Below are 12,476 nucleotides of genomic sequence, written 5' to 3' on the forward strand. Positions count from 1 at the left end.
CGCCTTTACGGGTCCTTCGCCACTCGTGCCCTAGCCTTCACGGGCTGGGGCAAATTCGATGGGCTTCTTCGCGCGGCTTCGCGCCTCCTTCTCCGTGGGCGACACGAGCGATCCGCTCGGCCGTGCGCTGCTGGTCGAACAGTTCCGGGTTTTGCGCAAGCAGGTGCCCGTTCTCTACGCCATGCTCCTGGTCAACAGCATCAGCGTCGGCCTGGTCCTTCCCAACACGATATCGGCGTGGCTGCGATTTGCCTTGCCGGCCGCCCTTCTGGCGGCCTGTCTGTTCCGGCTCGCCCAGTGGCTGCGGCTCAAGAAGGCCGATTTCACCGCCGAGGAGGCGTATCTCGAGCTTGCAAGAGTTCGCATCGCCACGGTGGTGCTCAGCTCCGGCTTCGTGATCTGGATCCTGGCGCTGTTCATGGTCGTCGATCCCGGTCTGCGCGCGTCGGTCTCGCTGCTTCTCTTCATGGGCTGCGTCGGCACCGCCTACTGCCTCGGCAGCTTTCCGCCCGCGACGCGGCTGACCATGATCATCGCCGGCGCACCGATCGCCACGCTCCTCTTGCTCTCGGGCGAGGGGATGCTGGTCTCGGTCGGGATCAATCTCCTGGTGTTGCTCGCTCTGCTCGCCCGGATGATCAACACCAATTTCCGTTCCTTCGTGAAGCTGGTCGAGACCCACGGACGGCTGTCCGAGGAGGGCGACCGCGCGCGGGCCGCAGAGCAGATCGCGACCGCCTTCGCCGAGCGCTTCGACCGGGCGCTCAACAACATGTCTCATGGCCTTTGTTTCTTCGACGACGATCAGCGCCTGATCGTCTGCAACAGGCAATATCTCGAGATCTACGATCTGGATCCGAAGCTGGTCCGGCCCGGCATGAAGCTGACCGAGATCGTCGATCTCCGCTATTCGGCCGGCAGCGCGCCGAAGATGTCGAAGCAGGACTATCTGGTCTGGCGCAACAGCGCTCCGGTGAGCGCCGAGAATTCGGATACCACCGTGGAACTGACCAACGGCCGGATCGTGCGGATCAAGCATCGCCCGATGGAGGGCAAGGGCTGGGTCGCCACCCACGAGGACATCACCGAGCGTCATCGAACCGAGATGGCGCTTGCGGAAGCCAAGACGGCGGCCGAGCAGGCCGAAGCCGCCGCCCGCGCCGCTCACACCCATCTGACCGAAGCGCTCGACGTCGTCCCCGAAGGACTTGCCGTTTTCGACAAGGACGATCGCCTGGTCCTCTGGAATCATCAATACGCCGAATTCTACGCGGCGAGCCGGGAAGCCCTTGCGGCCGGCACGCCGTTCGAAACCATGCTTCGAACCGGCCTTGCCGCGGGACAATACCCTGATGCCGCGGGGCGCGAGGAGGCGTGGCTCGCCGAGCGCCTCGCGCACCATGCGCTGCCCCACCATTCGCACGAGCAGCATCTGGCGGGCGACCGCTGGATCCGCGTCGAGGAACGGCGCACCAGCGACGGCGGCAGCATCGGCGTCCGCATCGACATCACCGACCTCAAGCGCCGCGAGGCCTCGTTCCGCCTGCTGTTCGAGGAGAACCCGCTTCCGATGTGGGTGGTCGACGCCAAGCTGCGGCGCCTCATCGCCGTCAATGGCGCGATGTGCCGGCACTACGGCTATTCCCGCCACGACCTGCTCGCGATGTCCGAACGTCAGCTCGAATATTGCGAGCGGCAGGACGCCGGGCAGGACTACGAATTGCACAGGACCGCCGACGGCGAGGCGATCCAGGTCGTGATCGAATCCCGGCCGCTGGTCTATGAGGGCCGTCTGGCCCATGTCTGCGTTGCCTTCGACGTCACCGAGCGCAATCGGGCGCAACAAAGGGTGAGCTATCTCGCGGGCCACGACGCGCTCACGGAGCTGCCCAACAGGGCCGCGCTGGGTGAGCATCTCGGCGATGCCATCGAGCGCGCTGAGATCACGGACGGCGCCTTCGCGGTGCTCTGTATCGATCTCGACCACTTCAAGGCGATCAACGACCGCTTCGGTCATGCCGTCGGCGATGCCGTGCTGCGCGAAGCCTCGCGCCGGCTGCAGGAGGCCGCGCAGGGAGCTTACGTCGCGCGCGTCGGCGGTGACGAGTTCATCGGCATCACCGATGAGCTGCCGCTGCCGGCGACCGCCGAGCTGCTCGCGACGCGCATGCGGGCGCAATTCGAGCGCCCGATCGAGGTCGACGGCCACGCGCTCAAGATCGACCTCTGTGTCGGCGTTGCGCTCTATCCGCGCGATGCGGACAACGCCGTGTCGCTGCTCGCAAACGCCGATGCCGCGCTCTATCGCGCCAAGCACGAGGGCAGGGGAGCCATCCGCCTGTTCACCAGCGCGATGGACCAGCAGCTGCGCGACCGCCGCGCGCTGGAGCACGATCTGCGCCTCGCGGTGGAGCGGGGCGAGTTCTATCTCGAGTATCAGCCGCAGCATCATCGGGACGGCACGCTGATGGCTTACGAGGCGCTGGTGCGCTGGCGGCATCCGCTGCGCGGTGTCATCCCTCCGGGAGAGTTCATCCCGATCGCGGAGCAGAGCGGCGCGATCGCGCAGATCGACGATTGGGTGCTGATGGAGGCGTGCCGGGAGGCGGCGTCATGGGATCAGCCGCTGCGGGTCGCCGTCAACGTCTCCGCCGCCCAGTTCCGCCGCGAAAACCTCGATGCGCAGGTCCGCCGCGCGCTGCGCGAGAGCGGGTTGCCGGCCGCGCGGCTCGAGCTCGAAATCACCGAAGGCGTGCTGATCGAGGACGTGCCGCGCGCCAAGCGGACCATGCAGTCGCTCAAGTCGCTCGGCATCCTGATCGCGCTCGACGATTTCGGAACGGGCTATTCGTCGCTGTCCTATCTCGAAGCGTTTCCTCTCGACCGGATCAAGGTCGACCGCTCCTTCGTCGCCGCCCTCGGCCAGAGCGAGCGCTCGCTCGCCATCGTCCGCGCCGTGATCGGCCTCGCCCACGGGCTCGGCGTCCCCGTCCTCGCCGAAGGCATCGAGACCGAGGCCCAGATGTCGCTCCTCGTCCAGGAAGGCTGCGACGAGATGCAGGGCTATCTCTTGGGGCGGCCGCGGCGGCTGGAGGCGGCTGCGGAGAAGGTCAGGCGGGCGGCGTCCTGAGGGATGCACGGCGCGCTGCGTGGGTACGCAAGCGCTCGCCTCCGCCCTGATCGTCGACATCGTCCGCTCCACTGCGAAGGCCGCCAGCGCGGCGCTGCACGCTTGACCGAGATGTCGAGGCGATTATTAGCTTGCAGCGGCGCGCCCGTGCAATCTGCATTGCGGCCCAAATGAATCGGTCGACGTCTGACGAGCAGCTATGAGCGAATATCAGTACTACGAGTTTCAGGCAGTCGATCGCCCTCTCGACCGCGCCGCACAGGATGAGCTGCGCGCGATTTCGTCTCGCGCGCGGATCACCGCGACGAGCTTTATCAATCACTACGAATGGGCGGACCTGATGGGCGATCCTGCCAAGTTCATGGAGCGCTGGTTCGACCTGCATCTATACGTCGCGAACTGGGGAACGCGCCGTCTCATGATCAGGGTCCCGGAGCGGTTCGTGAGCCGGGCGGACATCGATCCCTTTCTCGGCGAGATCGATTGGGCACAGATATGGACCGCCGACGACAATCTGATCATCGATCTTTGTCTTCACGAGGAAGGTGGCCACGACGACTGGGAGGACGGCTCCAGTCGGCTGGCGGCGCTCGCGCCGCTTCGGGCCGACTTGCTGTCGGGCGACCTCAGATTATTCTATCTCGTGTGGCTGACGGTGGTGCAGAACGAGCTGATCGCCGAGGACGAGATCGAGCCGTTGCCCGGTCTTGCGCCGCTGACTGGCGCGCTCGAAGCGTTCGCGGATTTCTTTTTCGTGGATCCGGATCTCGTCGCGGCGGCTGCGGAGCTGGGTCGAGACGATGATGCCCCGTCCGAAGACGCGTTGCGTCGGGCGATCTCGGCCATTCCCGAGCGTGACAAGGTCGATCTGCTGATGCGGCTCGCCGCCGGCGATCCTCACGTCGCTGCCGAGCTCAGGAAAAGCGTTCGCAAGACGAATCTCGCCTCGTCCGGGCGGCGTACCGCCGGCATGCTGCGTATGCGGGCGCAGCAAATCGCCGAGGCGCGCGAGCGCGCGGAAGCCGGGCGACGCGAGCGTGAACGCCGTCGCCAGGAGGCAGAGGCCGAAAAGGCGCGCCGCGCACGACTTGCGATTCTCAAGCGGCGCGGCGTCAGCACTGTATGGCGCGAAATCGAGCAGGAGATCGAGCGCCGCAATCCGGCCGGCTATGCCAACGCAATTGGCCTGCTCGCCGACCTCCAGGCCTTGGCGGACGAAGAGGGAAGCCAGGACGATTTTGGTGGCCGTATCACCGCACTTCGCGTCCGGCACGAGAAGAAGGGAAAATTCATCGAACGGCTGAACAGGCTTGGGTCTAAAGGTGACTGAGCCGACTGACCCACGGCCCCCGCAGGTGCGTCCGCTCCCCCTTGCCGGAAAAAGTACGGTGCCGAAAGCGTAGCTGAGCCGTGATGTCGCGATTGTTGTCTTGAGCATCTCGGGAAAATGGGTCGGCCGTTTCAGAGGTCGCGGGAAGCGCCCTATCCAATTCCGCGCATCAACCTTTCGCTTCCGGCGGCGGCGCAAGCTTGGCGAGATCCGCTTCCAGCTTCTTCGTGCAGCGGATCAAAGCCGCCAACAACGCTGCGTCGATCTCGGTACGGCCTTCGTATTCCGCCAGATTGCGCTCGTTATGGGCCCTGATGAAAACCTGGATATCCGACTTGTCGGTGCCGACGGTGTGGACCAGCGTTTGAAATACCGTGATACGGTCTTCCGAGCGATAGCCTTCCCGTCGCAAAGAAGCTGCCGCTAGCCTGTGCGCCGCGCCATAGTCCAGGTCGAACTGGCTGTCGGAATCGAGATCTTCGTTCTGTGCGTCGCGCAGCCGCGTCTTCGCGGCGCTCAGCATCCCATCATATTCCGAGCGCGAGGGCGGCTCTTCCTGAGCTTCCTGATCTTCACCAGATTGTCGAGTTCGACCTTGCTCACGAATGAAGGGCTCTTTCCGATCCCACGATGAAGATCTTCGGCTGCGTGCTAATTCTTTGAACGAACGAATCTTTGCGCGAAATCTTACGCCGCCAGTCCTCGCGCGTCAGGAACAGAGGATTGACCTTGCGATGCAGCTTGCCTTCGGCACCTTGCAACGCCGTGTAGAGGTCACTGTAGTCGAGATCGTCACCAATCACCAAGAGATCAATATCGCTCGCCGCTGTGTCCGAGCCTTTTGCGACCGATCCGAACACGAACGCCGCTTGCATCTTCCCAGCATGTGGCCGCAGAGCCTCCGCCAACGGTCCCGCCAATCCCACCGTCTTCAGGATAAGGCTCTGCAGCTCGTTGAATATCGGACAATCGGGATTAGCGCGGTAGTGCTTCTGATTGCCGATCCATTGAACCGAGACGAGGCCGCTGCCTTGCAGCCGCTGTAATTCGCGTTCGACGGCGCCGGTCCCCGAGTTGACCGTTCTAACAATCTCGGACGTGTAGAAGCTTCGCTCCGGCTGGCCAAAGATGAGGCCAAGCACGCGCTGCTGCACGTTTGAAAACAGCGCGCTCGACAGGCTGGTTGGCTGGGCTGATGTTCCCATATTGGGTAGGATATACCCCAATTTGGGTATAAATCACGTTTTGCGTTCCAGTTCAGCCGATCGTTTCTTCACGCGCCGGAGGTGTTTCGCCGCACCAATCCACCCACGCGGCGACTCGATTTTGAACGAGACTTTGAAGTGCTTTCAAAGCGCTCGCGCGCGTCAGGCGCGATCTCTAATTGCGATGACAGTCCAGCACTGTCACCGTAACTTCACCGATGCTTTCCGCTCTTCACCCGCATGCTCTCTATCAGAAACGTGCGAAGGCTCGTATCCCACGCAAAGGGAGCTGCAGTCATGACTGCGGCAATAAAGGGCAGCCACCGCAGCGTGCGCGATTGTTCTTCGGGGACTTGAGCAAACGAGGCCATGGGTCTCAAATTTACCAAAGAAGTTCACATGCCGTCTCACGCGCCTAGCCGGCCATTGGAATCTGCGCCACGAGCGAGCGGACGGTTTCGAGACATGTTTCCTTCTCGTGCTCCCATCCGGGTTGGATGTCCAATTCGGCAAGGTCGGCCGTCAGGTAGTCGACACGAATGCCAGCGAGCCGGCGAACGAGGTCGTCCTTCTTGGAGGCGATCTCGCTTAGGTTTCCGATAAGGGAGTCGCTGTCGATCTTATTAATGACTGCAATATCGAAAATGTCGCGAGGCTTCAGCATCGTCGCCCTATGATACATCTTCTTGAGAGCGATCTCCGCCGGCGGCTCGACCATGATCGCTGGCCTCCAGCCTGCTCGGATTGATGTCAGGTCAATTTCCTTCTCAGCGGGATCAAGATCAGACACCGGGCCGCTGACGATGAAGTCAATTTCGCCCTCGGGATATCTGAGCTTGAGACAATGAGCCGCCTTGTCCCAATCGTCGCAGTTCCATACATCCGTGGTATCTGGCGATAACAAGCCGAGATACTGGGGATCGTCGATGAACGCGTCGATGTCCCGGCTGAATCGATGGTTGGCGTAGAGCATCAGGGCCGTGCCGCCGCCAAGTACCCAGCCGGGCACCGATTGGCCCTGCTGCTCCAGATCGGACAGCCCATCGAGCGCTCGACCAAGTAACTTACGCCAGCCGCTCAAATGCGCGCTCCAGTGCGGGATTGGTTTCGCCAGTGGCCGACGTCATCGCGTGATAGGCAGCAACCAAGTCTCGAATGGGAATCGCGTGAAGCCGAGCGAATTGCAAAACCAGTTCAGGTCGTACTTCCGTGAAGAATGTAACGACATGTGCGATCCAATTCTGCCAATCTCTCGACATGAGGCAAGCCACAAGATCAGTCGAATTGATCGTCCGGCGGTACGGAGCATTGATTGTACCGAGAACGAGTTGATCGACGTCCTTTGGCTTGGAGGTACGGCTTGAAGAGCGTCCGACGCTCTTCGGTTTCCTCGTCGGGCTTACGCCCTGGCGCCGCCTCAGGTCCTCGGCATTTCCGGCGAGCGCCTCCATTGCCGCCCGCTGGGCACCGATCCGCGACTTCAGCGCCAACACATCCTTCAGCTTCGTGCGGCGGTGTTTGCCGACATATCGGAATGGCAGGTCCCCGAGGCCCATCCGATGCACGACCAGCGGTCGGGAGATGCCCAGGATGTCTGCCGCGTCGTTCGGACTGAGCTCCTGATCCTCGGCGAGGACAGCGACACGCTCTCCCTGAAGGAGATGGCCGAGCGCAGTCTCAAGCAGCGCCGCGGCCTTCGGCGGCAACTTTACGACCTGATCCTCGCCCGACTTGCGGCGAACCCGGACCTCGACCTGATCGCCCTTGCCGAGCTTGTCGAAGGCCTTGGCCGCCTTGCGGTCCTGGTCAGATAGCCCCACGAACTGCAGCACATGGGTGGTCATGGAACGGATTTTCCTTCCGGTCCAATATAGGGGCTGACGCAGCTAACTGCAATATCTGAAACTCTGGATGGGGACGCGGGAGGCGCCTGCGGCGGGAGAGCGGCGAAGGCGGCGAGGCGCGGAGGCGGTGTCCTGAAATGCAGCTCCCCATGTCGGAACCCGGGCCGGCCGTTCGTCTTGAATCCAAGCCGCCTCGAACCGGAGTACTGCGTAAATGGCCCCGCGCGCCAATTGGAAAGGCTTCCTGAGACTGTCCCTCGTCACCTGCCCCGTGGCGCTCTATCCGGCCACGTCCGAGAGCGAGAAGATCTCGTTCAACCAGCTCAACCGGCAGACCGGCCACCGGGTCAAGTACCTGAAAGTCGATGCGGAAACCGGCGACGAGGTGCCGAATGAGGACATCGTCAAGGGTTACGAGCTCGAGAAGGGCCAGTACATCGAGGTTTCCAAGGAAGAGCTCGAGGAGATCGCGCTGGAGTCCACCCGCACCATCGAGATCGACGAGTTCGTCGACAGGTCGGACATCGACCCGCGCTATTTGATCCGGCCCTATTACATCCGTCCCGACGGCAAGGTCGGCCACGACGCCTTCGCGGTGATCCGCGAGACCATCCGCGAGATGAACAAGGTCGCGATCGGGCGCGTGGTGCTGACCAACCGCGAGCACATCATCGCGCTGGAGCCGATGGACAAGGGCCTCGTCGGCACCCTCCTGCGCTACCCCTACGAGGTGCGCAGCGAGGCCGAATATTTCGACGAGATCCAGGACGTGAAGGTCACCAAGGACATGCTCGATCTCGCCAGGCACATCGTCAACCAGAAGGCCGGCCGCTTCGAACCCGAAAAGTTCGAGGATCACTACGAGACCGCGCTGATCGAGCTGATCAACGAAAAGCGCGCCGGCAAGGTGATCCGGCCGAAGGAGCGGCCGAAGGGCGAGAACGTCGTCGACCTCATGGAGGCGCTGCGGCGGAGCGTCGGCAAGGAGGCCGGGAAGCAGGCCGCGCCCGCAAAGGCGGACAAACCGGCGAAGAAGCCGAGGAAGGCCGCGGCCGGCCAGAAGGAGATGCTGATGCCGATCGCGGGCAAGAAGGCGGCCGCCAAGGAGACGTCCGCTAAGAAGCCGGCCTCAGGGGCGCGGCGGAAATCGGCATGAAGCATCTTCATCGTCCGCGGTACGCGAAGGTCCTTGTCGGAGGCCTCAAAGGCCCTCCTCAGGGCACTCCGGACAGGTATCGCCGATCGAATCGAGCACATCGTTGATCTCCGCGACGGCTTGATCGGCGGAGACGCCGTCCGGTGGCTCCTGGCGCGCAAGCTCGACCGCGCGATGGCGCGCGTGCGGGTCGGCACGATCCTTGGCCCAGCCGTGCTCCTCGCATTCGCAAATCGCGCCGGCGTCGTGCAGCACATGGATCGCCCATCCCCGCAAGGTGCGGATCGCCGGCCGTCTTTCCCTGATCATCAGCATGCAAGATCACTCCTGCGGGACGAATCCGCGCCACCGACCGCTCGTTCCCGGCGGTTAGCACGGGTCAGGGATTCCCAAACGGCGGGACTGATCTTGTCCACGTGTTCCGGTGGGCTGTGGAGGAGGCGAAGTGTTGACGCGGAGTCTGCCTGCGCCGCAAGCACGACCGAGCCAGGCGGGTCCCTGCTGGGGAACCTGGTGCCGAGAGGCGACTTGAGTGGTCATCGGTTTCGGAGGAAAAGCCATGGCCATTGATGCGTTCGCTGGCACCACGCCGGTGTTTCTCCCTGAGCAGTTCTTCGTCGGCCGCTTGGAAGGATGGGCAGTGGTCGAGAGCCTCGTCGGCGGGCTGTTGAAGCGAGCGACGATCACGGCGCATGGCGAGTTGGACGCGGACACCGACACTGTCGTCCTGACCGAAACCTACACCTTCGACGACGGCAACAGCGACACGCTGCGCTGGACGATTCACAAGCTGGGCGAGGGCCAATACACCGGCCATGAGAACCGCCTGGAAGGCGAAGCCAACGGCGAGCAGGCCGGTTGTGCATTCCATTGGACGTACACGCGCGACACGCCCCAAGGCGATGGAAAGTCGTTCAAGCTGAACTTCGATGACTGGTTCTATGCGATCGATGACCGCGCCTGCATCGTGCGCGGATCCGCCGGGCGGGCGGGCATTCCGTTCGCGACGGCGCATGTGACTTATCGGAAGCTTTAGGTTCGCCCGACGCGGGCTGCAGCCCTGCTCCTCCTGCGAGCGCTTCTTCCTCGAGATTAACATTTTTGAATCGCGAAGGCACCGAAGCAAAGTACGGTGGGCGTTTCCCGGGAGGGATCTTCTGGCGCTGATTGATTCAGAGCGGGGCGGGGGCGTGAATTTCCAGGTTACGGTTTTGAAGATCCTGGTGAGCTATCCAGATGGCTTTGCCGTCATGGAAGACCTCAAGCGCGACATGGCCATCCTGGCGACCAGTGGCCCCGATTGGGCCGACCGGACGAGGCGTCTCGCCAGCCGGGTGCCGGACCTCGACATCTTTTCACAGGGGCTGGTCGAGCGCATCAGCGGTGGCTGGAGACTGACCTCCAAGGGGCGAGACATCTTGGAGTTCATGGAAGCCCGCCCGGCACCAAGCGAGCCAAGCCCGGCGTCCCCGGTCGATGAGACGTCCCAGCCGGTATTCGAGATTGCTCCGCTTCCCCCGCTGCCGCAGCCAGCTGACCGGGCCAAGCCGCGGCGCGAGCGCCGAGAGCGCCGCCGCGAAGCCCGCGAACGGGCGAGGGCGAACGCCTCCTGAACCGGGATTGAGGTCCGCACCGAACTCGCCGTACATCGCCGCGCTCGAAGGGCGCCAAGCCGGCGGCGACGCGGCGGCGAGGGGGTGTTAACCGCCCCATCCCTCGTACGGATTATGACCTGGTTCTGGTTGATCATCATAGTGCGGGGTCGGTTGATGGCGGTCCGGCCGTGCCGGTGAATAAGCCCAGGCCGCAGCGGTCCCAGTCGTCAAGACACGGGAATGTGCCGTCGCATGATGCCGATGGACCTGGCCTGCCACCGCGGCGCTGACGGGTGCACACAGGATAATCAGAAGGCTGAAAACGAGACCTGATCGCATGGTGGTTTCTCCGATAGACCTCGATGAGGAGTTAGATGAGTCTCAGTCCACGCCCTCGCAATCGGCCACGCCTGCAAGACTGGTAACGTCCTCGGCATCACGCGCCGTCGCTGCACTCAGCTGCCGATGCTGGAGCGACTTTGGCGAATGTGTCCGATGTGACGCGACTTCAGACATGCGGGATGCCGGTGTGCGTCACGCAATGGTGAGCATAACGATTTGCCATTCGCGCAGCTGTGATTGTTCACCGCGTGTTTTTGCCGAGCGCACACCCATCTAATGTTCGTCCAAGAAACTCGAAGGAAACGCGTTCAACAGAGCAGCCGATTCGAGCAAGCGCGAATGCTCCGCACGAAAACAACAGCCGTTCGGAGCACGACCATGACTGGATTCAGGACCATTGTTATTGCAGCGATGATGTCGATTGGCGCGATAAGCTCTGCAAGCGCCCAGTGCCCGTTGTGGGCGACTCAAAATCCAAATTTGTTTCAGGCGCAATATCCCGATCGGGATGTGTTGAACGACTGCGAACTGACGCCAGCAGGTAGAATGGGCCTGGAACGCCCTGGCGGAGCGGCTCCCTTGTTTGGGCCCAACAGGGCTTATGAGACAACGCCTGGCGTTGCCCAGCACCACGGCTTTCACCACCGATCGCGGTGAGTATCTGGGATCCGGATGGTCGGATTCCAGCGGAGAAACCGTAGCGCGCCAAGTCGAATAACCAGAAAATCAATCCGCGCACCTTCGGTACACGACCACAGCGACACGCTGCGCCGGACGATCCACAAGCTGGGCGAGGGTCAATACACCGGCCATGAGAACCGCCTGGAAGGCGAAGCCACCGGCGAGCAAGCGGGTTGTGCATTCCGTTGGACGTATACGCGCGATACTCCGGCACTTCCAGTCATCGAGCGGAAATTCAAACGATAAGAAACCTCATCGGGCACGGCAGCCTTCACTCGCTTCGCTTCTAATGTGTGTCGCTGGCTCTCCTAGCTGAAGCTCGCCGCAACAGTCCGTCGTCGCTTCCGCTGCGCTCCAGCTATGCCGGACACCGCGCTTCGCCCTTCGGGCCTCTGCGTGGCTGTGCCACGCGCCGGTGATCGGCAGCTTTTGGTGGTGCAAGGCGGACGTTCGAACACGCAAGTTGCAGAGAGGTCCAAGAGCGGACCAAATCGCGCCGCTGCGCGCTTAATGGGCGTTTAACGCTTTTGCGCAACAGATGGATCACCAGCGCGGAATTAGTCCTAGTTACGAGTGCGAGCCGAGCTCCCAGGGAGGGGAATCGGATGGGACTGCTTTTTGTTGGAGTGCTGGCAGGAGTCCTGATCGGCTTTGGCTGGTTCGCGCCGTCCCGAGGGTATTTCCTTGGGTGTGCGTCACGACCCTGTTTCGACCGGGTTGCGGTCGCCCGACCCCCGCAGCCAACGCCGGCGGCACTGGCGCCGGATCCCGTGATCGTCAAACCGAATTCTGCAACTCCGGGAAGGTCCGGCAAGAAACCATCACCAAAGAAGAGCGGATCGGTCGACCTCGCCAAAGCGGCGTCACTGCGGACGAGGACCAGCGCCCCAGCATCCGAACGGCCCGCCGAAGACTCAGATCCTGTCCTAGAAAAGGCGAAGGTCACCATCGCGACGAAGATGGAGGATCCAGGATCGGCCGAATTCACCGAAATGAAGCGCACGATGCGAAAGAACACGCTCGGACGCCCCGTGGATACGATTTGCGGGCGTGTGAAAGGAGGAAGCGCATCAGGGGGCGAGGCCGCAGAGAGACCGTTTCTTTATCTCGTGAAGGAGGATGAAGCATACGTCGTCGACGGCAAGTCGGGGTCGGCGGCGTCAACGGCCTATCGAAATATCTGCAATTAGGGA

The 12,476-nt window shown here is 62.7% G+C and carries 11 protein-coding genes; 6 read left to right on the forward strand and 5 right to left on the reverse strand.

The genetic code is table 11. The features are described from left to right. Window positions 1-58: 58 nt before the first annotated feature. Together XI05_RS13950 and XI05_RS13955 are read left to right on the forward strand one after the other, a co-directional pair. On the forward strand, window positions 59-3,130 hold the full coding sequence (locus tag XI05_RS13950) for an EAL domain-containing protein (protein WP_271502397.1): 3,072 nt from the start codon (window positions 59-61) through the stop codon (window positions 3,128-3,130). Window positions 3,131-3,329: 199 nt separating this feature from the next. Next, window positions 3,330-4,460 (forward strand): hypothetical protein, encoded by a 1,131-nt coding sequence (locus XI05_RS13955; RefSeq protein ID WP_271502400.1) that lies wholly within the window; start codon window positions 3,330-3,332, stop codon window positions 4,458-4,460. Between the two features lie 169 nt (window positions 4,461-4,629). On the opposite strand, the gene XI05_RS13960 is transcribed toward XI05_RS13955, so the two are convergent. The 4 genes from XI05_RS13960 to XI05_RS13975 form a co-directional block, all read right to left on the reverse strand. Then, entirely contained in the window at window positions 4,630-4,983 is a 354-nt protein-coding gene (locus XI05_RS13960) for a hypothetical protein (RefSeq protein ID WP_271502402.1), read from the reverse strand. Between the two features lie 76 nt (window positions 4,984-5,059). Beyond that, window positions 5,060-5,665: a nucleotidyltransferase domain-containing protein gene (locus tag XI05_RS13965; protein ID WP_271502404.1), complete on the reverse strand. Its 606-nt coding sequence runs from the start codon at window positions 5,663-5,665 to the stop codon at window positions 5,060-5,062. A gap of 415 nt (window positions 5,666-6,080) precedes the next feature. Beyond that, window positions 6,081-6,746 carry a nucleotidyl transferase AbiEii/AbiGii toxin family protein gene (locus XI05_RS13970; protein ID WP_271502406.1) on the reverse strand — a complete coding sequence of 222 codons (666 nt, stop codon included), beginning with the start codon at window positions 6,744-6,746 and terminating at the stop codon, window positions 6,081-6,083. Beyond that, window positions 6,730-7,509, reverse strand: a complete 780-nt coding sequence (locus XI05_RS13975; RefSeq protein WP_271502408.1) for a hypothetical protein — start codon at window positions 7,507-7,509, stop codon at window positions 6,730-6,732. The genes XI05_RS13970 and XI05_RS13975 overlap by 17 nt, the downstream gene beginning before the upstream one ends. Window positions 7,510-7,723: 214 nt before the next feature. Between XI05_RS13975 and ku the strand changes: the two genes are divergently transcribed. Next, window positions 7,724-8,665, forward strand: coding sequence for a non-homologous end joining protein Ku (ku, locus tag XI05_RS13980; protein ID WP_271502409.1), 942 nt, complete (start codon window positions 7,724-7,726; stop codon window positions 8,663-8,665). 45 nt (window positions 8,666-8,710) lie between these two features. Here ku and XI05_RS13985 read toward each other — a convergent pair whose 3' ends face one another. Next, window positions 8,711-8,980, reverse strand: a complete 270-nt coding sequence (locus XI05_RS13985) for a hypothetical protein (RefSeq protein WP_271502411.1) — start codon at window positions 8,978-8,980, stop codon at window positions 8,711-8,713. Between the two features lie 244 nt (window positions 8,981-9,224). Between XI05_RS13985 and XI05_RS13990 the strand changes: the two genes are divergently transcribed. The 3 genes from XI05_RS13990 (at window position 9,225) to XI05_RS14005 (ending at window position 12,473) form a co-directional block, all read left to right on the forward strand. After that, entirely contained in the window at window positions 9,225-9,701 is a 477-nt protein-coding gene (locus XI05_RS13990; protein ID WP_271502413.1) for a DUF3833 family protein, read from the forward strand. 154 nt (window positions 9,702-9,855) lie between these two features. Continuing rightward, the gene (locus XI05_RS13995; RefSeq protein WP_271502415.1) at window positions 9,856-10,278 is read left to right on the forward strand and encodes a hypothetical protein; all 423 of its coding nucleotides are present in this window, start codon (window positions 9,856-9,858) and stop codon (window positions 10,276-10,278) included. A gap of 1,610 nt (window positions 10,279-11,888) precedes the next feature. Next, window positions 11,889-12,473 (forward strand): hypothetical protein, encoded by a 585-nt coding sequence (locus tag XI05_RS14005; protein ID WP_271502417.1) that lies wholly within the window; start codon window positions 11,889-11,891, stop codon window positions 12,471-12,473. Window positions 12,474-12,476 lie beyond the last annotated feature (3 nt).

Origin of the sequence: Bradyrhizobium sp. CCBAU 11357, from assembly GCF_028128865.1 — a bacterium.
Classification (GTDB): domain Bacteria; phylum Pseudomonadota; class Alphaproteobacteria; order Rhizobiales; family Xanthobacteraceae; genus Bradyrhizobium.

Excerpts from the sequence above, each read along its gene's own strand:
- XI05_RS13950 (WP_271502397.1), top strand. The coding sequence starts at position 59 with ATGGGCTTCTTCGCGCGGCTTCGCGCCTCCTTCTCCGTGGGCGACACG.
- XI05_RS13990 (WP_271502413.1), top strand. The coding sequence starts at position 9,225 with ATGGCCATTGATGCGTTCGCTGGCACCACGCCGGTGTTTCTCCCTGAG.
- XI05_RS13975 (WP_271502408.1), bottom strand. The coding sequence starts at position 7,509 with ATGACCACCCATGTGCTGCAGTTCGTGGGGCTATCTGACCAGGACCGC.
- XI05_RS13960 (WP_271502402.1), bottom strand. The coding sequence starts at position 4,983 with ATGCTGAGCGCCGCGAAGACGCGGCTGCGCGACGCACAGAACGAAGAT.
- ku (WP_271502409.1), top strand. The coding sequence starts at position 7,724 with ATGGCCCCGCGCGCCAATTGGAAAGGCTTCCTGAGACTGTCCCTCGTC.
- XI05_RS13965 (WP_271502404.1), bottom strand. The coding sequence starts at position 5,665 with ATGGGAACATCAGCCCAGCCAACCAGCCTGTCGAGCGCGCTGTTTTCA.
- XI05_RS13985 (WP_271502411.1), bottom strand. The coding sequence starts at position 8,980 with ATGCTGATGATCAGGGAAAGACGGCCGGCGATCCGCACCTTGCGGGGA.
- XI05_RS14005 (WP_271502417.1), top strand. The coding sequence starts at position 11,889 with ATGGGACTGCTTTTTGTTGGAGTGCTGGCAGGAGTCCTGATCGGCTTT.
- XI05_RS13955 (WP_271502400.1), top strand. The coding sequence starts at position 3,330 with ATGAGCGAATATCAGTACTACGAGTTTCAGGCAGTCGATCGCCCTCTC.